19 protein-coding genes are annotated in these 24,515 nt (G+C 40.5%); 16 read left to right on the top strand and 3 right to left on the bottom strand.

Annotation, left to right across the window (positions count from 1 at the left end):
• Positions 1 to 250: 250 nt before the first annotated feature.
• Positions 251 to 1,330 (bottom strand): hypothetical protein, encoded by a 1,080-nt coding sequence (locus tag DPX34_RS18880; RefSeq protein ID WP_111979994.1) that lies wholly within the window; start codon positions 1,328 to 1,330, stop codon positions 251 to 253.
• Positions 1,331 to 1,649: 319 nt separating this feature from the next.
• Between DPX34_RS18880 and DPX34_RS18875 the strand changes: the two genes are divergently transcribed.
• The 12 genes from DPX34_RS18875 (at position 1,650) to DPX34_RS18820 (ending at position 11,603) form a co-directional block, all read left to right on the top strand.
• On the top strand, positions 1,650 to 2,504 hold the full coding sequence (locus tag DPX34_RS18875) for a universal stress protein (protein WP_157964792.1): 855 nt from the start codon (positions 1,650 to 1,652) through the stop codon (positions 2,502 to 2,504).
• Between the two features lie 152 nt (positions 2,505 to 2,656).
• Positions 2,657 to 3,151: a Na+/H+ antiporter subunit E gene (locus tag DPX34_RS18870; RefSeq protein WP_111979992.1), complete on the top strand. Its 495-nt coding sequence runs from the start codon at positions 2,657 to 2,659 to the stop codon at positions 3,149 to 3,151.
• Positions 3,151 to 3,450, top strand: coding sequence for an MrpF/PhaF family protein (locus tag DPX34_RS18865; RefSeq protein ID WP_111979991.1), 300 nt, complete (start codon positions 3,151 to 3,153; stop codon positions 3,448 to 3,450). The genes DPX34_RS18870 and DPX34_RS18865 overlap by 1 nt, the downstream gene beginning before the upstream one ends.
• Complete coding sequence (mnhG, locus tag DPX34_RS18860; protein WP_198673756.1) at positions 3,447 to 3,773, top strand: monovalent cation/H(+) antiporter subunit G; 327 nt, start codon at positions 3,447 to 3,449, stop codon at positions 3,771 to 3,773. The genes DPX34_RS18865 and mnhG overlap by 4 nt, the downstream gene beginning before the upstream one ends.
• Positions 3,773 to 4,750 carry a DUF4040 domain-containing protein gene (locus tag DPX34_RS18855; RefSeq protein ID WP_111979989.1) on the top strand — a complete coding sequence of 326 codons (978 nt, stop codon included), beginning with the start codon at positions 3,773 to 3,775 and terminating at the stop codon, positions 4,748 to 4,750. The genes mnhG and DPX34_RS18855 overlap by 1 nt, the downstream gene beginning before the upstream one ends.
• Positions 4,747 to 5,103, top strand: coding sequence for a cation:proton antiporter subunit C (locus tag DPX34_RS18850; RefSeq protein WP_111979988.1), 357 nt, complete (start codon positions 4,747 to 4,749; stop codon positions 5,101 to 5,103). The genes DPX34_RS18855 and DPX34_RS18850 overlap by 4 nt, the downstream gene beginning before the upstream one ends.
• Positions 5,103 to 6,638 (top strand): monovalent cation/H+ antiporter subunit D family protein, encoded by a 1,536-nt coding sequence (locus DPX34_RS18845; RefSeq protein ID WP_111979987.1) that lies wholly within the window; start codon positions 5,103 to 5,105, stop codon positions 6,636 to 6,638. Before DPX34_RS18850 ends, DPX34_RS18845 begins: the two co-directional genes overlap by 1 nt.
• Positions 6,635 to 8,179 (top strand): monovalent cation/H+ antiporter subunit D family protein, encoded by a 1,545-nt coding sequence (locus DPX34_RS18840; protein ID WP_111979986.1) that lies wholly within the window; start codon positions 6,635 to 6,637, stop codon positions 8,177 to 8,179. Before DPX34_RS18845 ends, DPX34_RS18840 begins: the two co-directional genes overlap by 4 nt.
• Complete coding sequence (locus DPX34_RS18835; protein WP_111979985.1) at positions 8,180 to 8,434, top strand: hypothetical protein; 255 nt, start codon at positions 8,180 to 8,182, stop codon at positions 8,432 to 8,434.
• Positions 8,424 to 10,160, top strand: a complete 1,737-nt coding sequence (locus DPX34_RS18830; RefSeq protein WP_232824804.1) for a Na(+)/H(+) antiporter subunit D — start codon at positions 8,424 to 8,426, stop codon at positions 10,158 to 10,160. The genes DPX34_RS18835 and DPX34_RS18830 overlap by 11 nt, the downstream gene beginning before the upstream one ends.
• Positions 10,161 to 10,673: 513 nt before the next feature.
• Positions 10,674 to 10,961, top strand: a complete 288-nt coding sequence (locus DPX34_RS18825) for a hypothetical protein (RefSeq protein ID WP_111979984.1) — start codon at positions 10,674 to 10,676, stop codon at positions 10,959 to 10,961.
• 69 nt (positions 10,962 to 11,030) lie between these two features.
• Entirely contained in the window at positions 11,031 to 11,603 is a 573-nt protein-coding gene (locus DPX34_RS18820) for a hypothetical protein (protein WP_111979983.1), read from the top strand.
• Between the two features lie 194 nt (positions 11,604 to 11,797).
• On the opposite strand, the gene DPX34_RS18815 is transcribed toward DPX34_RS18820, so the two are convergent.
• Positions 11,798 to 12,283 carry a P-loop nucleotide/nucleoside kinase family protein gene (locus DPX34_RS18815; RefSeq protein ID WP_232824803.1) on the bottom strand — a complete coding sequence of 162 codons (486 nt, stop codon included), beginning with the start codon at positions 12,281 to 12,283 and terminating at the stop codon, positions 11,798 to 11,800.
• A gap of 1,056 nt (positions 12,284 to 13,339) precedes the next feature.
• On the opposite strand from DPX34_RS18815, the gene DPX34_RS18810 reads away from it, so the two are divergent.
• Complete coding sequence (locus DPX34_RS18810; RefSeq protein WP_232824802.1) at positions 13,340 to 13,918, top strand: sigma-70 family RNA polymerase sigma factor; 579 nt, start codon at positions 13,340 to 13,342, stop codon at positions 13,916 to 13,918.
• A complete protein-coding gene (locus tag DPX34_RS18805) occupies positions 13,918 to 15,633 on the top strand; it encodes a LamG domain-containing protein (protein WP_111979982.1) in 1,716 nt (571 codons plus the stop codon). The genes DPX34_RS18810 and DPX34_RS18805 overlap by 1 nt, the downstream gene beginning before the upstream one ends.
• Positions 15,634 to 15,728: 95 nt before the next feature.
• Here DPX34_RS18805 and DPX34_RS18800 read toward each other — a convergent pair whose 3' ends face one another.
• On the bottom strand, positions 15,729 to 18,245 hold the full coding sequence (locus DPX34_RS18800; protein ID WP_111979981.1) for an Ig-like domain-containing protein: 2,517 nt from the start codon (positions 18,243 to 18,245) through the stop codon (positions 15,729 to 15,731).
• 641 nt (positions 18,246 to 18,886) lie between these two features.
• Between DPX34_RS18800 and DPX34_RS18795 the strand changes: the two genes are divergently transcribed.
• Together DPX34_RS18795 and DPX34_RS18790 are read left to right on the top strand one after the other, a co-directional pair.
• Complete coding sequence (locus DPX34_RS18795; protein WP_111979980.1) at positions 18,887 to 20,686, top strand: sulfatase family protein; 1,800 nt, start codon at positions 18,887 to 18,889, stop codon at positions 20,684 to 20,686.
• Positions 20,687 to 20,898: 212 nt separating this feature from the next.
• Complete coding sequence (locus DPX34_RS18790; RefSeq protein ID WP_232824801.1) at positions 20,899 to 24,399, top strand: glycosyl hydrolase; 3,501 nt, start codon at positions 20,899 to 20,901, stop codon at positions 24,397 to 24,399.
• Positions 24,400 to 24,515: the final 116 nt, after the last annotated feature.

Here is a 24,515-nt window from a genome sequence, read left to right as displayed (position 1 = left end):
ATGACAATTTGATGTTTACGATTTAAGTAATGGAAGTAACCAACTTTTAATATTAAACCACGCAGAACAGTCACCGATAATTAAATTTGATTTACACGGTAAACCAATCAGGCGATGAGGTGTTATTAATGGATGTCCTAACGAGGCCTGACTCGCATCTACATAAGGGATAATTTGATTTGGTGAGTTAAATAGAATAAATTTTTATTGACCATGAATTGAACAATAAAAATATTGGGTATTAGCTAATTTAATCAACTTCAACATGTGCATTATCTTCTTCAGTCTTTTTTAATTGTTCGGACACACGTTTAGTGCATTCACTCTCTGTTAATTGTTCGATATGAGAGGCGTTAAGGTCGCGATAAAGCCTCATTTCTTCACCCGCTTCGTTAAACCAAAACCCCATATTCCACTCGAAATCATGTTTTGCTATTTTAGGGATCTCGATATCTGAAATTGGCGGGTAACCTTTCTCTAGCCTTTTTTCATCAATCCTGCTTTTAAATTTTTGTAAACGTAGTTCAACCGTTTCCATGTCTTCTGGCGTTAACATTGACAGTAGTTTTAGCGTTTGGTTTTGCTTTGTCGGAGCCATCAGTGCCAATAAAGCTGAATCATCGTAACGTTCTAATCCGAAATTGGCATAGACGAGTGCGTTCATTAACGCTGATTTATGTTTTTCAGTAAACTCTCTACCCGATCTGATAACTCGATTGAGTGGTCCTACTTTTTGAGCGACTAAAAAGACTAATGCGTTGCCGGTTTTACCCTCTACTAACAGGTGGTGAGCTAGGTTTATTTTTGTTTTACGAGAAAGGCCTCTGCGTTTTAGTAACGCAATTTTGGCGATCACGTCACCGCTTTTAGCCGAAGTGATTAAATCAGCTTTATTCATTACTTTGTATGATAATGCGAGAGCATCGTTATCGGTAAAGTTTTTAGACCGGCTGTTTTTTCTCGTCGAAAAGTTAAGTGAACCTCGGGCTAAATCCCACTCATTTTTTTGAAATTTAGCATACTGAATATCATCTTTAGTTAACTCTGAGCGAAAACACCAATCGTCTTCAAAACTTAATATCGGTTCTATTTTGGCATCTTGCTCTTTTATTCGTTTATAACGATCCTGTTCAGCGGTATTGAAAGGTTGCACTTTTAACTCAGCAACCTCAGGTTCATTTTGATAATCAGGCGCGGCAACTGGAGTTAAGTCGTCGATAACATTATCGACTAAAATAGTTGTATCAGAGGGTGTATTTAAGCCATATAACAAAATGCCTATCAGCACACCAATTACCGTCAAGCTTGTATAAGCATTCCCCTTTTTCATTTGGCCCTCTAGTTATCAAACAAGCTTTATTCCAAACTAGTTTAGCAGTTAGAACACACTTAAACACCGAATCTCACAAATCAACTAGTTGATATTTCATGTTTTTCACACTTTAAGCCTTACCGCTGTTTAAAGCACATTTATTACGTTAGCTTAATTTAATTAAGATAAAGCCCTCCAGATTGTGCGTTTACATTGAAAAAGTATCAAACAGCTAAAAAGTGATGAGGCTAGCTTAAACATTCTCAAGCAACATTTAATTACTATGCTACTTTTAGTTATATCAACTTACTTAATTCGTTCAATTTCAAGGAAATTTATGGCTAAATCTATCTTAGTGATCACTGATGTGCACGACACCGAGAACTGTTCAATAAAGAAAGCACATGATATTGCAGCCCCCCTAGGAGATGAAATAGATATAGTCCGTTTTATTCAACAAAATGAATTAGGTCGCGCGGAATTTGATGAAGAAACAACTCAATTATCGGATTGTGTTGCTGATATTTTTAAAGACTATGAACAAAAAGATATTATTCGCACACAAGTGGTGTCCACACAAGATATTGCAAAGTGGGTCGTAGACTATTGTAAAGACAAAAACTTTGATTTAGTTTTAAAAGCTGGGCATCGTTCAGAAACCTTGTTTCATACGCCATGTGATTGGGAATTAATTCGTCAATTAGACATTCCAGTTTTAATCGCAAGCCAACAACATTGGCGACAAAAACACGTTGTATTAGCGGCACTCGACCCTAATGTTAAAGACGAAGCGCACAGAGAATTAAACGATACCATCCTAAAATGGACAAAAAAATGGGCCGAAACATTTAACTGTCAAATTCATCTAGTCTATAGCTTGCCTGTCTCTAATATTCTAAGAGAACTCGATATTATCGATATCAAACAATACACCCGTGAGCACCGCGCAGAAGGTGAAGAAAAATTGCTAACCCTAGTTAAAGATTATGACCTGCCTAATGTTCAAATACATATAACGGCTGGTGCACCAGAAAAAACACTTCCCAACTGTGCGAGTAAACTTAAAGCAGAACTCGTTATCATGGGCAGCACAGGCAGAACGGGCCTTAAAGGCAAATTATTAGGCAATGTCGCTGAAAAAACAATGCACAATTTAAGAACGGACTCTTTATTAATTGAGCTAAAAAAATAATGAATATAAAGAGAAATTATGCATACACGCTTTAACAAGCGTATTTTTATGGTGTAGAGTGCTCTGAAATTTGGCTTAAATTAATTAACAGTTTGATATTTAAGTAAATGCTAGCTATATGTTAATTGGCTTAGAAGTGATTTGGAACTGAGATGGATAAAAAAACAATAATATATTTATCAGTTTGGGCAATAGTACTCTCTGGATTTTGGCTACTTTTATCGGGGTTTCTCAAACCGTTATTACTCGCTTTTGGTCTTATATCCGTAACGCTTGTGCTTATTTTACTGCATAGAATGGATAACACAGATACAGAGCAGCAAAAGCTTGCGCTTAACCTTTCCTTTCTTCGTTATATTGTCTGGTTATTGGGTCAAGTTGTTTCATCTAGTCTTAGTGTCACTCGACTCGTTTGGGGCAACAAAAAAGAATTAAGACCCGCAATTGGCAAATTACCTATTGATAAAATCCCGCAAAAAAGTCGAGTGCTTTACGCTAACTCGATCACTTTAACTCCAGGTACCTTGAGCATTGATATTGACGATAAATACGTCACCATTCACGCTTTAAATGACGAATCGATAGAGTCACTTAAGCATGGCGATATGGTCGATAAAGTGTACGATGAATATAAAGGGGCACAATAATGCTGATCCTAGCAGCAACTTGTATTGCAATATTGTCAGTCATGATTTTGGCATTGGCACGTGCATTAAAAGCAGATACGGTTTATGACCGCATTCTGGGTGTTAATATGTTTGGTACTAAAACAGTTCTTTTTATCGCTGTTATTGGTTTTTTTAGTGGTCGCCCTGACTTTCTCGATATCGCCATCGTTTACGCGTTAATTAATTTTATCGGTATGATTGCAGTGTTGCGATTTTTTGAATATACCGCAGCAGAAGAGCAAGAAGATGATACAGCGAAAGAGGATCGAACATCATGATTTTAGAAACCCTGAGCATTATCTTTCTTGTATTAGGCGCCTTTTTTAGTATTACAGGCGCCATTGGTTTATTTAGGTTTCCCGATTTTTTCACACGGGTTCATGCGGCCAGTATAACCGATTCAATTGCAACCCTATTAATTATCATCGGATTAATATTACGAACTGATTTTGGTTTAATTGCGGTTAAATTATTGTTCATACTTATTTTTTTATTACTTACAAGCCCAACGGCTTCTCATGCTTTAGCGAAGTCGGCAAGGCATGGCGGGTTGCTAACGATGGCAGAAACTCGAGATGATAAAAACAAGGAGGCTCACTAATGGCCGTGTTTATTGACTTAATGTTGCTTGGCATGTTGGCCATTACAGCCTTGAGAGTGATTTTTTTGAAAGATCTTTTTGCCGTGGTGATGTTGTTTGGTATTTACAGCTTCTTGTCAGCACTTATTTTTGTCAACCTTGATGCGGTTGATGTGGCATTTACCGAAGCCGCGGTAGGGGCCGGTATTTCCACCGTTTTAATGTTAGGCACATTGGCGTTAACCGGGCGTAAAGAAAAAACCAATAATCACAAATCATGGCTTCCGTTATTGGTGGTGGTTGCGACCGGCGCTGCACTGATATACGGCACGTTAGATATGCCTCCATTTGGTGACCCAAACAACCCGGCTCAACAACATGTTGCGCCGCGCTATATTCAAGATTCGCCACAAGAAGTTGGTTTGCCCAATATGGTCACGTCTGTTTTAGCGAGTTACCGAGGTTTTGATACGTTAGGCGAAACCGCTGTTGTATTTGCAGCCGCCATCGGGGTATTTAGTTTGCTCGGGTTACCTAAACGAGATAGAGCCGCTATTGAATCAGGGTTAAAGTCTCATTTGGTGTTAAGAGTAGTTGCCAAACTTATAATCCCTTTGATTTTACTGTTTGCTTTATATGTGCAATTTCATGGCGATTATGGCCCTGGAGGCGGCTTTCAAGCTGGGGTAATAGCCGCGGCAGCAATCATTCTTTATGCATTAGTGTTTGGTTTGCCATTAGCCACCCATGTTTTACAGCCGTCGTTACTTAAAGTGCTTGCCGCATTAGGTGTTCTTATTTACGCCGGAACCGGAGTTGTTAGTTTGTTCTTAGGCGGTAACTTTTTAGATTATAACGTATTGGCAAGTGACCCAATTGCAGGGCAACACCTTGGTATTATTATTATTGAGCTGGGTGTTGGTATTACCGTTTTTGCCGCGATGCTCGCTATTTTTTATGCCTTTGCAGGTCAAGCTGAAAGGAAGAATATTCCATGAGTTTTATTATTGACTATTACAATTACTGGATCGTTGTTTTTTTAATGATGGCAGGGTTTTACATTGTCATATCGGCAAATAACCTAGTTAAAAAAGTTGTCGGGTTAAATATTTTTCAAACCTCGGTTTTTATGATGTATATCTCAATTGGCAAAGTGACTAACGGCAGTGCGCCTATAGTCGCCGAAGGCATTACAACTTACTCTAACCCTCTGCCACACGTACTGATTTTAACGGCAATTGTAGTGGGAGTCGCGACGACTGCGGTTGGGCTTGCACTTATTGTTAGAATTAAACGCGCCTATGGGACGGTAGAAGAAAATGAATTTAAAGATAAGGACGACTTAATCTGATGTTTGAACAGCACCTTCTGGTTTTACCTATTGTTCTTCCATTGATTGCCGCGCCGATTTGTATTTTACTAATGAAAAGTCATTTGGCTTGGGTATTTGCAACGATAATCAGCGGCCTCAGTTTCTTCATTTCAGTCGATTTACTTTTTGCTACCTTAGAGCAAGGCGTATTAAATTATGCAGTGGGGGGCTGGGAATCACCTTGGGGTATTGAACTGCGCATTGATGCCGCTAGCGCCATCGTGTTAAGTGTGGTCACTGGTATCTCGACATTAGTTTTGGTCTACGCAAAAGAAAGCATTGCGAAGGAAATCGACAGTAGCCGACACACATTATTTTACAGTGCCCATTTACTTTGTTTAACGGGGTTATCAGGCATTTTAATCACGGGCGATGCCTTTAATTTATTTGTTTTCTTAGAAATATCGTCTCTGTCTACCTACACGCTTGTTAGCTTGGCTTCTGATAAACGTTGCCTTACCGCGGCATTTCGTTATTTAGTGATGGGGACGATTGGCGCGACGTTCATACTCATTGGTGTGGGTATGATGTATATGAAAACCGGCACGTTGAACATGCTTGACTTGGCAAATCGCATTGCTGAATACGATGGTAATCGAACGATTAATACCGGGTTAGCTTTTATTCTTGTGGGTGTCAGTATCAAACTAGCTCTGTTTCCACTGCACATGTGGTTACCTCCCGCTTATACCCATGCGCCATCAGCCGTCAGTGCGTTTTTAGCAAGCACAGCCACTAAGGTTGCTGTCTATGTGATGATACGCTTTATTTTTACCATCTATGGCGCTGAATATGTTTTCTTTACGATGGATATGGACATTATTTTAATGGTTTTAGCGATTGTCGCTATATTCAAATGTTCATTTATGGCAACTGTGCAAAGCAACATCAAAACTGTACTCGCGTATAGTAGCGTGGCACAAATTGGCTATATGATCCTTGGCATTAGTTTAGTCAGCAGTACGGGATTAATGGCAGGTCTATTGCACGTTTTTAATCATGCACTAATGAAAGGGGCCTTGTTTATGGCCGTTGGTGCGGTATTTTATCGCATTGGCTCTGTGGATATAAAAGCCTTTCAAGGTTTAGGCAAACAAATGCCATTAACGATGGCTGCATTTGCTATCGCTGGATTAAGCATCATTGGTGTCCCTCTGACTGCCGGTTTTGTCAGTAAGTGGTATTTAGTAACGGCAGCAATTGAGCAACAACACTGGATAGTAGCGTTTTTAGTTTTAATTGGCTCTTTATTAGCGGTTGTTTATATTGGCCGAATTTTGGAAGCAGCTTACTTCAAGAAACCCTCTGAGTTAACCGAAGGTAAAACAATCAAAGAGGCGCCTATACTCATGTTAATTCCGATGTGGATATTGGTTATCGCAAATATTTATTTTGGTATTGATACTTCATTAAGTGTGACCGCGGCCGATACTGCGGCACAATGGTTAACTCAATCGATTCCTGAACCTTTTGTTAGTATCCCTTCTGTTGTAACAGAGGAGACAATAAAATGAATATCTGGTCTGCACTAGAACCTTCGCTCTTAATTAATTTGACAATTATCGTTCCGTTAATTGGGGCGGCTTTGGTTGTACTCTTAGGTAAATATCCAAACCTGAGAGAAACCGCTTCAATTTTAATTGCCATCATTCTTTTTACCTTGGTATTAAGCATAACCGACAATGTATTCAATCAAGTAGAGATGGCAACAACATGGGTAACCTTATTACCCGGTTTAGATATCGCCTTTTCGGTAGAGCCTCTAGGGGTTGTGTTTGCTTTAGTGGCCAGCTTTTTGTGGATCATCACCACCATTTACGCCATTGGTTATATGCGCGGCCATAATGAAGATAATCAAACGCGATTTTTCTGCTGTTTTGCACTATCTATCAGTACGGTTATGGCGATTTGTTTTTCAGATAATTTACTTACCTTATTTATATTTTATGAATTATTAACGTTATCGACTTACCCATTAGTAACACATGCAGGCACTGAAGATGCAAAACGCGGTGGCCGAGTTTACCTGGGTATTTTGCTTAGTACCTCAATCGCTTTCTTGTTGTTTGCTATTCTAGGCACTTGGGTTAGCGCCGGTACTTTACAGTTTACCCCTGGTGGCGTTTTTTCTGATGCACAATCTGATGGTTTACTTGCCTTATTACTCGTTCTATTTTGTTATGGTATTGGCAAGGCAGCCTTAATGCCATTTCATCGTTGGCTACCCGCGGCGATGGTAGCACCAACACCTGTTAGTTCGTTATTACATGCTGTGGCAGTCGTTAAAGCGGGTGTATTCAGTATTCTCAAGGTCATCATTTATATCTTTGGTATTGATAATTTATCTGAGATAGCTACAACAGATGTCATGTTATATATCGCTACAGCGACGGTATTATTCTCATCTTGCGTCGCTATGACCAAAGACAACTTAAAAGCAAGATTAGCTTATTCTACGGTTAGCCAATTGAGCTACATTGTAGTGGGTGCTTTATTAGCATCGTCTGTTGCAGCCGCAGGGGCGACTTTTCATATTGTTACGCATGCGGTCGGTAAAATCACATTATTCTTCTGTGCAGGGGCTATTATGGTAGCGGCTCATAAAAAGAATGTCAGCGAGATGGCAGGGCTTGGGCGTAAAATGCCAATAACGATGGCAGCCTTTGCAATAGGCGCGTTGAGTATTATTGGTTTGCCGCCCATGGCCGGAACATGGAGTAAATGGTATTTGATTGTCGGTGCCCTAGAGACAGATAAATTGATTATTGTTGCGGTACTGACTATTAGCTCATTACTCAATGTGGCTTACTTACTCCCTATTCCAATCAAAGCTTTCTTTCATGCTATAAAACCGAATTCAGCTAATCAACAATCTACCAACCAACCGTTACAACCTTGGTCATGGTCAGAAACCAAAGAGGCACCTTTGCCTAGCTTAATTGCGATAGGCATAACATCAACGGCATGTGTGGTGTTGTTCTTCTATCCACAACCCATTCTTGATTTGATTAATTTGATACCGGGCGTGTCTACTTCGGTAAAAGGACAGTCTTAAATGAGTAAAGAACAAAACAAGCCAGACTTTTTCGATAAACCCGAAAATATCGCTAAAATTATCAAGGTGTTTTACGTGATATGTGCAGTCTTGGTCATTGTCGATTTTATTGTACACCGACATATCTATCATGACTGGGAGAACATTCCTGCGTTTTACGCGATATACGGGTTTGTAGGTTGTGTTATTTTAGTCCTTATCGCCAAAGCGATGCGGAAAGTATTGATGAAAAAGGAAGACTATTATGATGAGTAGCTTGCCATTATTATTACCACAGCTACCGCCATTTCTTCCTCTTTTAATTGGTTCACTGGCGGCTATTTTTTTACGCGGGCATTTGCGTAGCGCCATCATGCTTATTACCCCTATCTGGGGAGCCATACAGCTATCCGGTATGGAACATGGCCTATATTGGGCATTCGAATTTATGGGTTACCAATTGGAGCCGGTAAGGGTCGATAAGCTCAGTATGGTCTTTGGCTATTTATTTCATTTAGCCGCTTTTATCGCGGTAGTTTATGCGTTGCACCTTAAAGATACCGTTCAACATGTTGCAGGGCTAAGTTATGCCGCGAGTGCGGTTGGAGCTGTGTTTGCAGGCGATTTATTAACGCTTTTTGTGTTTTGGGAGTTATTGGCTTTAACTTCAGTATTTTTAGTGTGGGCGAGACGTACCGATCGAGCTTATAGCGCAGGCCTACGTTACATCATGATTAAAGTGCTATCGGGTGTGTTATTGCTAGCCGGAGCGATTATTTTCATTAACGAAACAGGCAGTGCACGATTTTCAGATATTGGTTTAGAACATGACGGCATATTAAATCTAGGCGCTTGGTTAATCTTCTTAGCGTTTGGTATTAAATGTGCATTCCCATTTTTGCATACTTGGTTAACCGATGCCTACCCCGAAGCAACCCCCACAGGCACGATCTTTCTAGCCTCTTTTACCACTAAAGTAGCCGTTTATGCATTAGCAAGAGGTTATGCGGGCACTGAGTTGCTGGTTTGGATTGGTGTGACGATGGCGTGTTTTCCAATCTTTTATGCAGTTATCGAAAATGACTTACGCCGAGTATTAGCCTACAGCATGATCAACCAAGTTGGCTTTATGGTTGTGGGTGTGGGCATAGGCACCTCGCTCGCGCTAAATGGCGCGGTTGCCCATGCCTTTAACGACGTGATATTTAAAGGCTTGTTAATGATGACAATGGGGGCCGTATTGCACATGACCGGTAAGATAAACGGCTCTGAATTGGGCGGCCTTTACAAAAGCATGCCTAAAACAACCCTACTCTGTATTATTGGCGCTGCCTCCATTTCTGCCTTCCCGTTGTTTAGTGGTTTTGTTTCTAAATCGATGATCATGAGTGCCGCTATTGCTGAAGGTTATGATTATATTTGGCTAGCCTTATTGTTTGCCGCTGCGGGGGTATTTCATCACGCAGGTATTAAAATTCCTTACTTTGCCTTTTTTGCGCATGATTCAGGCATTCGCACAACCGAGCCACCTAAAAACATGTTAATTGCAATGGGTATAGCCGCTGTGCTGTGTGTCATTATTGGTACTTTCCCGGCGCAAACGGTATACGCCCTATTACCTTGGGAGGTTGAATACCAACCTTACGATATCACGCATGTGCTCACTCAACTCCAACTCTTATTCTTTTCTGCGCTAGCATTTGTATGGCTAAACTCAAAGAATATGTATCCGCCAGAATTACCTTCAACCAACTTAGATGCTGACTGGCTTTACCGCAAACTAGCCCCTAGCTTTGTTGTGCCTATTTATTACTCGGTGATTCAAGGCATCGGCAAGCTTGAAAGTGCAGCTAAAGGCGGTATTAACCAATTGATAAATAGCTCTTATGATAAGGATAAAGAAAAACCCAAAGGTTACTTTGCTAAGTTATGGCCAACAGAAACTATGGTTTTTTGGGTTGCTTTGTTGCTTGTGGGTATATTATTGCTTTATTACATTTAAAGTAGACGCAATATTTACAGTGTAGTGGTCAAGTTGAATTGGCCATTACATTTTAGCCTAGGGCGTGTTTATCTTTTGTGTATGCTTTTTCAGCAGTATTAAAGCACCTACCCCAAGATCGTTTCATTCCCCCCACCTCCCAGCAAGCACTCAAACTTCCAATAAACAACACAATCGGTTAATCTAATTATTCAAATAAAATATAGCCAAGCTCAGGTAGTGTTCACACTTACAAAAACGACTATAGTCTTATCGCTCAGGTTTTATGGTTCATTGTCAGCGCTTACTCGCTCCAATCACATAGTAGAGTATATGCTCATGGCGTCTCGAAGCTTGCCTGCATGGATGCAGGTAAGGGGCGAGAGCAGGACGCGGTAGCTTTGACGGCTTTGCTTTACATGGATGTAAGTACTTAGGTTTCGTCTGGAACTAGAAACCTGCCCCTAAAACCCGATCGCTTTGACTATACATAAACTATTTTTCAACTGATTTAGCTATCAAGAGGATTTCAAATTGATTTCATATTTATTAACAGGGCTTTCAATCATTATTGCCGGTGGTATGCATTGGAAAAACCCCCACACATTCTGGCGTACATCTTTTATATCGATGGCGATAATTGTGGTCATTTCACTTATTGGCCTATATACATTTCAATCAAATAACTTAGGGTTAGCTGAAAATACACAAGACCAGAGTAGTATGATTAACGCGATACTCATAGCAACGGGACTGTTATCGTTTTTTGGTTTACTGGTATCGGTGTTGGTTGGCTATTTTTTAAAAGCCATCAGGCCATAAACCGTTAAATAAACAATAACGGACACTCATACTTTCTTCAGCCATCATTCAATTGGAGTCATCATTTACATGGAAGCCTTAATTCGTATTATGCAAAAATACTCATCAGGAAAAATAATAAGTGCGTTATTTGTATTCACTATGGTTGTATACATTGCGATGCTATCTTATTCCATTCCTGCCGTTACTAAATTTGCACCCGAAATTCCGTTGTTTGATTTATCGCCTTCAGGTTATGCTTATAATTACGCAAATGAGTTGCTCCATACCTTAGGCGCAGATGGGCGTAATTTATATTTGTCGATTCAATTACCACTCGACTTTATTTATCCTGGCTTATTTTCTGTTACTTACTCATTAATGCTAGTTTGGCTTTGTAAAAAACTACTTATTAAAAATACTAAAATTTACTACCTTGCATTGGTACCTTTTTTAGCCGGTATTTTTGATTACGTTGAAAATATATATATCATCAAAATGATCAACTCATTTCCAGATTTACAAGTGAGCACGGTTAAAATTGCGAGTCTATTCACTGTGCTAAAAAGCAGCTTCACCCTGATTTTCTTTATCTTATTGATCGTAGGTTTTGTTATGTTGTTAAAGAAAAAGCTATCAAAAAATTCGCAACAACTTGGCTAACCTGAACGGGTAGCCTGAACCGGGTAACCAAGAGAATCGACCCAGTGCCCACAGCCGCCAAGGTAAACACAGTAAAAAAGGGTTTAAAGTCAGGCTTGCCCACCAAAAGCAAATTACTATAAATAGTATAATCTGCTCGATCGGGCTTGTTCAACAATTGGATGAACGGCAGGCTTCGCGATCCCTATCCTGATTTATGATGCATTAATTGTACGCCCGTTTTTTAATTCATCTTCATCTGGCACTTCAAATCTAGGTTCCATAAAGTTAAACATCATGTCTGTCACTTCAAAAGAGTAAACACGAGGGTCTTTTTCTGTATTTCGTTTCTCTACACGCTGTTTACGAGTATCTGTAGAAGCGTGCAAATAATGTATCTCTGGATCTAAACCAAGCAGTCTAGCTCGATTAGCAAATATATCCCTTTGCTCTTTTGTGGTGAAACCAAGATCCAATATCACGTTTCCATTAATTGCCAAAATCTGCTCACTAACATCCCAAATTTGTTCTGAGCACCTATTCACTCTTTCCATCATCCATTCGAAATCTAGACTGGTCATGTCTTTTGAAAATAGTGTTTGCATCCATGGATCAATAGAAAATTTTATTGCCTCTATTTCTTTAGCGAGTGATAGTGAGTGATAGTGAGTAAGTAGTTTTACCCACTCCAGTCGGGCCACAAACCAAAATTAATCTTGCCATATAACTAACAACCTCTGAATAATGCATAACGAGCCTGCAAAATTACTCGTTTTTATGTTTTTTTAATTGCTACATTTTAGCGTAGCTGCTTGATGATTTTTATTTAATAACTGACTTACGGTTAATAAAAAAACCAATATGATGAAATAAACATTGGCTTATACAAATAGTGGCTTACGCATAGCTAAGCACACCGCGGTAAACAGCCAACTATAGTCTTCTCGCTTAGGTATGATGGTGCCTTACACTTCCCTTTTTGACTAAAGCACCCTACCGGAGATCGTTTAATTTACCTCACCATCTGCGGTATCAAGCCTGTTTTAATCCGCCTTACCGCGTTAAACTAAAAGTTTAAATAAAAATGATCTTGTCTTGAGGTTTAGCCACCAAAAGTAATTTCCTATAAACAGCATCATCTGCTCGATCGGGCTTGTTCAACAATTAGATTAACGGCAGGCTTCGCGACCCCTATCTTGATTTATTATATGATACTTACCACTTATTCTGTCTTATAATTTACCTGCACACAATTAGATAACAAACCAATTTGAATCACTTTGCAAGCCTGACAAACCATTCCTCATTGGTACATTTTTTTAGTATGTGTACTGACTTTCTGATGACGCAATCAATTGTAACGTTTCGATAATGTTTTTTTCTATGCACTATACTTCCTTGTGATCCTATAACGCTGCTATAACCAGTCAACTAAGTTGCGTTTGGTACTGTTCTATAATTCGTTAACTGGCACGATATACATGTTATCGCTTTAGATGACCTTCGCGGGTTATTAATTATTTTATGGCAATCTAATAACTAAACCACAAGGGGATTGCATATCAGATAAGTGACTTTTTATCATGACCTTTGAAAGCTTATTATCATCGTCAGTGTCACAACCAACTATAATTCAAAAGATATATGACAGGTAATTTACAGCACTGTAACAAAAAGATAATATTTAACCTAAGCGCTACACTAAGGTATAGTGCACTTTTTCTTCGGTCTATTCACTTTCGGTTGGTAGTGGTCATTTGTCTTCAAAAACAGATTTAACAGAGAGTCAGTCAACTGATAATGCTTCGCTGCAAACGAAATCAAAAACGTTTGTCGAGCTGTTTGAAGCGGATAAAAGTCGGCTTTATGCGTACATTTATGTGTATGTACTCAACCATGCTGCGGCTGATGATATTATTCAAGAAACCAGTTTAATCATGTGGCGAGAGTTTGACTCGTTTGAACTAGGTACTAACTTTTCGAAGTGGGCTAATGTTGTTGCTTTTAATCGTATTATGGTTTTTAAGCGCACCAATAAAAGATACATTTTGGATTTAGGCGACGACCTTCTCGCTGACCTACAACAAACCATGGCAGAAGACCTGCAACAAGCCGAAAATAAGCCCGACAAATGGTGGCATTTGCAGCATTGCACCACACAACTTTCTGAGCCATTAAAAAAAATATATCGCTCTTTTTATGTTGAAGATAACCAAGCAAATGAAATAGCAGAAGTTACCGGTCGTTCCATTCATGCTATCCGTAAATCAGTGCACAAACTCCGCAAAAAACTGTTTGACTGTATTGAACACAAAACAGATAAAGGCTCAAGCTAATGCGTAGCGATGACAATAAAGAGCTAAGAACATTAATTGATGCAATGCTTGATCAACAAGCAAGTGATGGGCAGCCAACTCCGCAACAAGTAGAGCAATTAAAGCAAATGCTGACTAGTAATAAAGATGCCCAGCGCTTTTACTGTGACTATGTCGGGTTGCACACGCGGCTATCCATTTCCTCTGAACAAAGTGTTGAATTTGTCTACCGCCGTCTGACCGAAGAAGAGTTTATTATGCGCCAGGCTGGTAGTGCAGACATTCCACTATCAACCCAGCAACTTAAAGACGTTCCTGTCGACAGTATTGTGTCTGATCATTCAGTCCAACAACCCGCACTAGCATCAAAGCCTGTCGCTGCACCTTTAAAACGTCATGCATGGCTAATCATAGCGTTAACCGTTATCAGCTTGCTTAGCGCATTATTTCTCTGGTATAAGAACAACAATAATCAGCAAACGTTCAGCGCTGAGATACTAAGCGGTCAATTCACCAGCATAAAATATGGCCAAATAACTGATAGCACACTATATACAGGCAAATATGAAGCCGATGAAGGCTCAAGTCTTCAATTACAATCAGGTGAAACGATTCACTTTCTTACAAACTCTTCCTTTAAATTTATCAGCGCTAAAGAAATAGCGCTAAACAATGGCGCAATAAAAATTAATGCGCTTGAAAGTACTCAAATTGAATTACAAACGAAATTTTTTACCTTACATACCAATGGCAGCAATTTATCTGTCGATTTGACCACAGAGCAACCAACTGTAAAAAGTGGCGCTAAAACATTATTATCGCCACGTTACTGGCGGCCGAAGCACTACTGGTCTTTTGATGGTAATGGTGATCGTGCCATCGACACCGCAGGTCGCTCAGATGGTATTATTGAATCAAACGCAAAGCGCACGCAGGGCATTATAGGAAAAGGCGCTTTTAGTTTTGATAATACAGCTAAAGCTCGTCTAGTAATAGGTAATGGCGGAGGCTCGGCTTTAGGTACAGGGACATTTTCCGCTACCGACGGAATCTCAATTGAAGCACTGATCAAACCTAACTATTCAGGAGATCGTGGTGATAGCGATCATATTTTTAGAAAAGGACAGTCTGACGGTGAATTAAGCATTTCTTTAAGCCTACAGCATGATATCGATGCAAGGTTTGTTCGCCCACAAGGTCAATTTAATGAAAGTATAAGTTTTGGTTTATTTTTACTCGGCCATGGTTATCAAAAACTTCAACTTCCACTAGATGGGCTAAATGGCAGACCAACGTTAGCTCAACTCAACGATGGTAATTACCACCATCTTGTTGCTACCTATAATGCATCTACAGGCATTAAAGCCATTTATCTTGATGGCAAACTACATGCAAACTACCAATACCCGCCCAGCACAAAAATGCTAAGTGGCGGTGCTGGACAAGCCAACATTGGTAATTCGCCCAACTTCCCCAGTCCAAAATTATCAAAGCGTCATAAGAATGCAGCCTTCAATGGCGTGATTGATGAAGTCGCTTTTTATAACTTTTCATTATCCGCATACATCATTAATGAGCATACTAAGCACTTGTCTCAAGGACATAATTATTTTGGTTTACCGCCAAGTGCTAAGTACTTATCAAGGCACATAAAAATTCTCCTACCTGCCGAAAATACCATGACGTTAGATCGGCTGACAGGCCAACCACTTGAAGTCGTTAGTGATGAAAAATAATTTTATTTTATAACCTATTGCTACCAACTCAATAATCATAAGTCCTTATCAATGGCGTTACGAACAAACACGTTGATAAGGACTATGCACATGCATTAACGTTTACGATAGAAACCCATTAGGCCGAGCAGTAACAGTACAAAGTAACCTGTTCCACCGCCGCTATTATCATCAGGTGTTGCTGGCTTTTCAGGCTCAACTGCTACCGCTGCTTTGACAATAACCGTTTGTGAACTTGATACTTTTTTGCTTTGGTCTGCTGCGGTCGCTTCCACATCAAGAGTGTAGGTTCCCGCTGCGGTTGGCACCCAATTGAAGCCATACGGCGCAGTGCTATCTTGGTTAACGTTTGTACCATCAACCATAAAGTTCACTTTAGTAATACGACCACGGTCTACAGACGCTTCTGCGCTTAATGGCACACTCTGCCCTACTTCGATTTCAGTCATCGTTATTTCAGCCAAGCTAATATCAATCACAACCGGTACAGCACTTACCGTCACGGTTTGCGCGGTTGATATCTGCTTAATGCCATCGTCAGCAATAACTTCAATATCTATACTATAGCTACCAAGATTAGTGGCGGTCCAATTATAAGTAAACGGCGCAGTTGCGGCCTGATGCACACTTACACCATCTACTCTAAAGTTCACCGTGCTGATTGAACCCACATTGATTGACGCCGTTGCCGATAACGATACGCTTTGTCCAAGTTCAATTTCGGTTGCTGTAACAGCTAAACTGGCATTAATCACCGTCGCCTGATCAGAATCAACATAGATCTTTTTAGCGGTAACAGCTTGCTTACCATCTTTACGTTTGGCTATCACTTTAAGCTCGTTCATGCCAACAGTGGTTGCGGTCCATGCTTGTTGGAATGGTGCCGTCGTCGCTTTACCTATTTCGTTGTTATTCGCAAAGAAAGTGACTAATTCAATGTCGTCTGCATTATGTTCAAACACCGAATATAAAGTAACAGCGTCATTTTTTGTGATGCGATATTGCTCTGACTTGGTCGCTAGGTTTACTTCGAACACATCAGGCTTAATATCGGTAGCGCTTAAAACAATGCGATTAATAGAATACTTAGGTAAGGTGATGTCACCCGCTGTTTCTTGAATAGTTTGCAGGGTAGTCTCTGCGGTTGAATTATAATCAAAACGGCGAACTTGCGCTAAGCTGTCGAAGGTCAGTGCCTTGTGTACAAGATTGTCACTATAAATGTTACCATCAAGATTAATGGTAAAAGGCGCAGCTTTATTGGTTAAGTTAACCACAAACAAGGTGACTTTATTATTTTTAATCACCGCTTGAGCATTAATGGCTTTCACGCCCACTTCAAGCTCAGGACTGGCCACAGTTTTTCCTAGCAAGACACTATCTTCGAAAACAGAGCGAATAATTTCGTGAGAAGCCCCAAACACGGATTTTTGTAAAGGGGTGACTAACACTTCTTTTTTCGAACCAGAATCAGTGATGGTTAAATCATGTGCTAAAAACGAGTTTAATTTACCATTAACGGTAAACCAATTAGCGCGTTGGAAAGTTTGTTGGTTTTCACTTAAATAAATATAAGCGTCGGCCATGCCCAATGCTGACACGGCATTAGCGCCACCTGAATTAATGCCCCACTCGGTTAACCAAATCGGTTTATTAGGCGCAACTTTTAATGAATAGTCATTGACTGATGCCGCTAAATACTTTCTTGCTGCCAGTGCCGTACTGTAGGCTTCATCACTCGTGGTACTGTCATCAGGGTTCTTGCCAACATAGGTGTGCACGGTCATGGCGTCAAAATAGCTTTTATCTTCAGCTAAATCTGCATTCCAATTCGGGTTTGCGGTATTCGCACGTCGAAGCATAGGAACAGACAGCTGAATATTAGGATTTAGCGCCCGCAAGGCCGTTGACATCGACTTTGCACGAGCAATATAGTCTTCAGTATTTGGAATAATAGAACTACGCTGGCCAGGATAAAAATTTTCATTACCCAATTCAATAAAGTCAACTTTAAAGCCACGCTCTACCATCGCATGGTAACGGGCTACCGATGAAGAGCTACCGTCAGATTCAGGCTTGCTGCCATCCTCTCCGTCTTCGCTCATATTGAACGTCCACAGCATGTCATAACCACGGCCTAATTGTGTTTTCTTCTCAGTATTTAGTTTTGCTAAACCACCAATCCCTTCTTTGTGCTGCATACTTTCAAATTTTTTAATTACGTCTAAATGGTCAATTTTTCGATTTGAAATACCACCACTTGTGTTTCTGAAAGGGACGGTTTCTGTTCCATAAACACGCGCATAGTCGACTTTCCAGTCATACCAATTAGACGGCAAACCATGAGGGAAACGGATCGTAATCGGGTCGAAGTGATTAATTAATTTTTGCTCGCTGTCTTTAATAAATTTTGAAATATTTGTACCGAGCTGCAAGTTATTAAACACGTGCTGCTGATCAGTTTTTACATCGATCGACGCACTAATGTTTTCAGGTAAAACAAAAGGGTAATCAGGTTCAGCAGCATTTGCTTGTTGGCTAAGCACTTGTTGACTAAGCACTGGTTGACTAAGGAACAAAGGAATTAAGTAGCGTAATTTTATTTTTGACATATAACATCCTAATTTTATTAATTTTTATTATCCGCTAGCCAGTAGCTAGCGATGCCTTCATTAGAAAAACGTTTAAGCATTGTCATAAAAATGAAGTTCTTATCTTAGAAAGTCAGTCCATCAACATCATTGCTACCCACAAGGGGTAAAAAAGGGGAAACATTTTCATCGGCATGACACCGCGGTTTGGTAAAAAGCAAAAAAATTAGCAATGAATATCGGTAATAATTATCAGTAGGTATGGTGTCATTTACTTAAGATTAACCGTTACCACTTGCCTTAAAAATACACTTTACCGGCAGAGCACGGTATAGGAGAACACAAAAATTACGCGTTAATTTTCAGGAAAGATCATCTGCAGAAATCCCATCTAAGTCCCCCCTATTCACTCATGTTTTATCAAGGCTAAACTAAGTAATAGTCTCGCAGGAGCCCCCGCTACTACCCCAAAAAAATAAATTTTTCAAACCTAAAAATCGTCTTGACCACTTTACCCATTGCGCCATAGTATGAGCGAAATTTGTGCTGCAAAGATAAACACGCCCTAGGTATTAGCGCAGTAACAAGCATATTCGGACGCAATAGACGAATGTAGTCAATAGGCTAACTTCAAGATAAAAACTAAGAAAGGCGGTAAAGCCATGCAAAATTATCAATATAGACGCACGACACATAAACATCTGCACCAATCACTATTTCACACGGTTACCCTGTTAAGCCTGACGCTATTACTTAGCGCCTGCACTAACGAAATTTTTTCAGAACAATCATCGCTTCATAATGCTAAGCAACAAAGCACACAACTCAAGCAACCAAATATTTTATGGCTAGTTTTGGAAGATATGAGCCCGATTTTAGAAGCGTATGGCGACCATACGGTCAAAACCCCAAACATTACCCGCTTAGCCAAAGAAGGGGTTAAATATACTCAAGTATACTCTCCATCTGGTGTGTGCGCGCCTAGCCGTGCCGCGCTAGCAACGGGCATGTATCCGTCAGCTATTGGCGCAAATAATATGCGCACATGGACCTATACCCATGTTACCGGCCTACCTAAATATGAAGCTGTGCCACCAGCAGAAGTAAAAATGCTCAGCCACTATATGCGCTTGCAAGGCTACTACACCACCAATAACAGTAAAACCGATTACCAATTTAAACCGCCCAAGACTGCGTGGGATCAAGGCGGCGTACTGGGTCATTGGCGCAGTCGTCCCAATAAAAATCAGCCGTTCTTTTCAATTATGAACTTTACCACCACGCATGAATCGGGGTTATTTGAACCTTACGGCATTCGCCATATTGAACAGCGTCACTATATTGCCGGACAAACCCAAAAGATCACCGCTTTAAACAACATGCGTAACCCAAAAAAAGGTAGCGAGGCAGAAGCCCCCGTGCACTTACCTAAAGATACAAAATTTACCACCATTCCACCTTACTTACCTGATACTCCGTTAGTACAACGCGACTTTTGGAAAATGTATAACAACTTAGCCGAGGCCGATAGCCAAATTGGCGCGGTACTAGCAGACCTTGAAGAAGATGGTTTATTAGATAGCACCATCATTGTCTTTTACACCGATCACGGCGGACCATTACCACGACAAAAACGTTTAATTTACGATTCAGGCTTAAAAGTACCGCTTATTATTCGCTATCCTGATGGCCGTTATGCGGGCATGACCGACGATCAACTTGTTAGCTTTATTGATTTTGCACCAACAACCTTAGCGATGGTGGGCGCTGACGTGCCGAAGCATATGCACGGCCAAAACTTTATCAATAATGGTGATAAAAAACGCCAATATATTCATGCTGCTGCAGATCGATTTGATGCCGACGGTGACGTGATCCGAGCCGTTAAAGACAAACGCTATAAATATATTCGTAATTACCTACCGGAAAAGCCTTATTACCTAAAACTGAGCTACCGAGAAAAAATTCCAACCATGCAGGAGTTATTGAGATTACGTGATGCCGGCCAACTTACCAAAGCACAAGCATTATGGTTTAGAACCAGTAAACCCAGAGAAGAGCTTTTTGATACTTGGAACGACCCTCATGAAATCAATGATATTGCTGGCGACCCGCAATACGCTGAAAAAATCAAAGAACTGAGTACCGAAATGGACCGCTGGTTAGCTGAAATTGGCGACACTCCAGACTATCCAGAACGTCAAATGATCACAGACATGTGGAATGGTGGCGATAGCCAACCCGTTACTGAAGCCCCTGAAATCAGCCTTAAGCATGGCATGGTATCAATAACGAGTAAAACAGACGGGGCATCTATTGGTTACAAAATTATTCAGCAATCAGGTAAGCCATCAAAAAGTTGGACTATTTACCAAAAACCATTCGCCTTACCGCAAGGGGCGAAGTTAGAAGTGTTTGCCCATCGTATTGGCTACCTACAAAGTGATGTGATCTCTAATTAACAATATAACCTTAATAACAAAATGGTCTGCGAATAAGTAATAAAAACGTATTCGCAGTACCCATATAAAAACACGAAAAAATAAAAGCAATAAAATACAGCTACTTAAGCAATTAAAAAAAAGTTCCAATTTTACAGATGCGGGGGTAGTAATTGGTTATGTGGTAATGCCTATTGTTGTATAGAAATTAATAATAGAAATGGAAACAACTTATGCATGTATTGCGTAACACAATTACCTCTTTTTTTTATTGTCTGTTGAGCCTGACCTTACTCATAGGCTGTTCAGATCAATCAACTGCACTAAATCATAAGCCTGCCCGTACATTCGACGCTAACTCTACTGCGCTATTGCAACAGCAGTTTATGACCCCAGCAGACGAATACAAACCACTGACGTGGTATCACGTAATGAATGGAAACATGTCAAAAGAAGGCATAACCGCTGATTTAGAATCGATGGCAGAAGTTGGCATTGGCGGTACCATTCTCTTTAACATTGGTATTTTTATGTCAAAGGGCCCAGTGGTATTTAACTCGCCTAAACATCTTGAATTAATTGGCCATATGGCGTCTGAATCAAAACGTTTAGGGTTAAGTTTTGGTATCCATAATTGTGATGGTTGGTCGTCAAGTGGCGGCCCTTGGATTACACCTGAGCTGTCGATGAAAAAAGTGACGTGGAGTGAAACGGTTGTTAACGTGCCTGAAAATCAAGCTGGAACGTCAAAAACAACTAAAGTACAGCTTAGCAGCCCCATGGCACTGCAAAACTATTATCAAGATATCGCCGTGTTAGCCTACCCGTCACTCGACAGTGAAGTGCATGATTCGGCAGTCAAGCCCACTATTACCGCATCAGATCCTGAAACTAATATCGCGTTATTAAGCGACCAACAAGAAACCGAATACACTTGGCTTAATGCGAAAGGCAAACAACCCGTATGGCTGCAATTCTCCTATCAACAACCTGTAACCGTTAGGTTTGCGAGCCTGAATATTTTTCTAGGCAAAAGACATAAATATGAATTTCAAAGTTCTAATGACGGGGTAAATTTCACTAAGCATGAAAAAATGACCGTGCGTCGCCCAGGTAAAAATCGCTATAAAATTGATCACAATTTAGAAGGCATTACCGCCAAGTACTTCCGCATTGTGATGGATAAATCGATTCGCTTATATGAAGCCGATTTATTTACCACTGACATGATCGGTAATCCGTTAGGTCGAAGCTCAGGCGCACGCACTGACTTTGCTAAGTTTCCTAAAATAGGTAACCCTGACGCCAAGTTTATTGTGCCAGCAGATCAAATCCGTAATTTAAGTGCCGATATGAACAGTAAAGGTCAATTAACAACCTCACTACCTGCCGGTAACTGGACCATTTTACGTTTTGGCTACACCTCAACTGGCGTGAAAAATTTACCCGCCACCGATGCCGGTAAAGGCCTCGAGGTAGATAAATACAGTCGCTCTGCGTTTAAACATCACTACGAACATTATGTCAGAAATGTGATCAATCAAACCAAAAAAGTGGCCTCCGGCGCTTTACACAGCATCGAAATAGACAGTTACGAAGTTGGCGGCCAAAACTGGACCCAAGGTTATGCCGAGCTATTCGAGCAAAAATACGGGTACGACTTGATTCACTATTTGCCTTTATATGCCGGTAAATTTATCGACTCGGCCACAACCTCACAAGATGTACTGTGGGATACCCGCGATTTAAATAACCAATTAGCCAGCGACAATTACTACGGTTATTTTACCGAACTGGCCAATAAAGACGGTTTAACCACTTACATTGAACCTTATGGTTTTGGTCCATTTAATGACCTTGATGTGGCTAGTAAAGCTGACATTCCCATGGGTGAGTTTTGGCTAAAAAGCAAACTGTATATGATTGCCTCAAGTACCTCCGCTGCGCATATTTATAATAAAAATATTATCAGTGCCGAATCGTTTACCGCCGGAAAGCAACATAGCTGGGTATTTAATCCTGCCTACGGCAAGTTAGATGGCGATCGTAATTGGGCCTTTGGTATTAACCAATTCGTTTTTCACCGTTTTGCTCACCAGCCGAATAGCCATGTTTTACCGGGTATGACCATGGCCGACTGGGGCGCAAACATTGACCGCACCCAACCGTGGTGGGATACCGCAGGTAAAGCTTGGATGAGCTATATACGCCGCGGGCAATATTTATTACGACAAGGTTTACCCGTTGCTGATTTACTGTGGTATGTAGGCGACGCAGCACCAACCACTTGCCCTGATCGCAAAAATATTACCAAAAAACTGCCAAATTATATTAATTACGATTGTGTAAATCGTGAGAAATTACAAACAGAGTTGTCGTTTAAAAACGGCCGTTATTATTTCGACCATGGAGTGAAATACAAAGCACTCTATTTAACCAACCATGACACCTTGTACCTTGACTCTGTTAAGAAGATTTATCAACTTGCCCTGCAAGGTGGTGTCATTATTGGTGAGCCAATTAAACGACTCGCGGGCCGAAATATTACCGCCCAACAACAGCAGCAGTTCGATAAAATGGTTAACTTTATTTGGTCACAGCCAACCACCTACCGCACTGCAAATTGGGATAAAATTTACCAAGACAACAATCTTCCTTTTGACTTACGCATTAAAGATAAAGACCACGCTTTCTATGCGCATCGCACCTTAGGTGAGCAAGATATTTACTTTGTTTACAACGACGAAGATAACAACGCGTTATTTGATTTAACAGCCAATGTCGGCAATAAGTCGCCGGCGTTGTGGAATGCTAACACAGGCAAAATTACGCCATTAGCCGCCTATGAAACCAACGAAAATTTCACCCAGGTCGCTTTCAACTTAGCAGCAGGAGAATCTACTTTTGTTGTATTTTCAGCACTTAATAAAGATGAGACAGCAAGCTTGCCTCGGGTTGACCCAAGCCTGACCCGCGACCACGGGGTAGACGCTATTTACAATCAACAAAACCAAATTGAATTACGTACAACGGAAAATATCTCTGCCCCCGTGCCTGTCACCCTAAACGGCCAAACAAAAGAAATATCACTAAACCGTGCTGCACCACCACAAATATTAACGGGCAATTGGCAAGTCAGCTTTAACAAAAAATACGGCTTTGACAAGACCTTAACCTTTAATGAATTAACCAGCTGGAAAGATTCTGACAACGACGAAGTACGTGCTTATTCTGGTACTGCTGTATATCAGCAATCATTTGAACTTAATGCTGAACTGGTAGCTGCGAAAGGTCTGCGTTTAGATTTAGGCCAAGTGTATGACTCAGCCAAAGTCACTCTTAATGGTAAAGACTTAGGCGTAAGTTGGATGGCACCACACCACCTTGATGTTACCGGCATTGTCCAAGCAGGCACCAACTATTTAACGGTTGAAGTGGCTAACACTTGGCTAAACCGCCTGATCACTGATGAAGCCTACCCAGATACCTCAGGCTTTTTCATCAAAGAAAATAAAAAAGAGGCATCTGGCTATGCTGCAGGCTTTTTCACCAAAGAAGATAAAAAAGTCGCGGTCATGCCTAAATGGTATACCAATAACCAACCCAAACCCGCCAGTAAACGCTTTAGTTTTGTCACCAATAAATTAGTGACAAAAGATGATCCACTTATTGATGCTGGCTTAGTGGGGCCAGTGGTTTTAAGAGCAACCTCTGCCACCATTGTGCACCATTAACTTTCTAAGAGCAGCACTGCTAACACTTTATAACAGCTGCTGCTTAAGCCCAACAGCTAGTTTGCTCAAATTAACCTGAGTCAACTAGCCACACAACTTATCATAACAAGGTAATT

Origin of the sequence: Algibacillus agarilyticus (genome assembly GCF_003286125.1) — a bacterium.
In the GTDB taxonomy this organism is placed as follows: Bacteria; Pseudomonadota; Gammaproteobacteria; order Enterobacterales; family Alteromonadaceae; genus Algibacillus; species Algibacillus agarilyticus.
Note: the sequence above shows the minus strand (reverse complement) of the source record. Positions and strands in the feature narration are given on the sequence as shown.

Excerpts from the sequence above, each read along its gene's own strand:
- DPX34_RS18835 (WP_111979985.1), top strand. The coding sequence starts at position 8,180 with ATGAGTAAAGAACAAAACAAGCCAGACTTTTTCGATAAACCCGAAAAT.
- DPX34_RS18855 (WP_111979989.1), top strand. The coding sequence starts at position 3,773 with ATGGCCGTGTTTATTGACTTAATGTTGCTTGGCATGTTGGCCATTACA.
- DPX34_RS18875 (WP_157964792.1), top strand. The coding sequence starts at position 1,650 with ATGGCTAAATCTATCTTAGTGATCACTGATGTGCACGACACCGAGAAC.
- DPX34_RS18865 (WP_111979991.1), top strand. The coding sequence starts at position 3,151 with ATGCTGATCCTAGCAGCAACTTGTATTGCAATATTGTCAGTCATGATT.
- DPX34_RS18805 (WP_111979982.1), top strand. The coding sequence starts at position 13,918 with ATGCGTAGCGATGACAATAAAGAGCTAAGAACATTAATTGATGCAATG.
- DPX34_RS18795 (WP_111979980.1), top strand. The coding sequence starts at position 18,887 with ATGCAAAATTATCAATATAGACGCACGACACATAAACATCTGCACCAA.
- DPX34_RS18850 (WP_111979988.1), top strand. The coding sequence starts at position 4,747 with ATGAGTTTTATTATTGACTATTACAATTACTGGATCGTTGTTTTTTTA.
- DPX34_RS18870 (WP_111979992.1), top strand. The coding sequence starts at position 2,657 with ATGGATAAAAAAACAATAATATATTTATCAGTTTGGGCAATAGTACTC.
- DPX34_RS18840 (WP_111979986.1), top strand. The coding sequence starts at position 6,635 with ATGAATATCTGGTCTGCACTAGAACCTTCGCTCTTAATTAATTTGACA.
- mnhG (WP_198673756.1), top strand. The coding sequence starts at position 3,447 with ATGATTTTAGAAACCCTGAGCATTATCTTTCTTGTATTAGGCGCCTTT.
- DPX34_RS18880 (WP_111979994.1), bottom strand. The coding sequence starts at position 1,330 with ATGAAAAAGGGGAATGCTTATACAAGCTTGACGGTAATTGGTGTGCTG.
- DPX34_RS18790 (WP_232824801.1), top strand. The coding sequence starts at position 20,899 with ATGCATGTATTGCGTAACACAATTACCTCTTTTTTTTATTGTCTGTTG.
- DPX34_RS18830 (WP_232824804.1), top strand. The coding sequence starts at position 8,424 with ATGATGAGTAGCTTGCCATTATTATTACCACAGCTACCGCCATTTCTT.
- DPX34_RS18820 (WP_111979983.1), top strand. The coding sequence starts at position 11,031 with ATGGAAGCCTTAATTCGTATTATGCAAAAATACTCATCAGGAAAAATA.
- DPX34_RS18800 (WP_111979981.1), bottom strand. The coding sequence starts at position 18,245 with ATGTCAAAAATAAAATTACGCTACTTAATTCCTTTGTTCCTTAGTCAA.
- DPX34_RS18845 (WP_111979987.1), top strand. The coding sequence starts at position 5,103 with ATGTTTGAACAGCACCTTCTGGTTTTACCTATTGTTCTTCCATTGATT.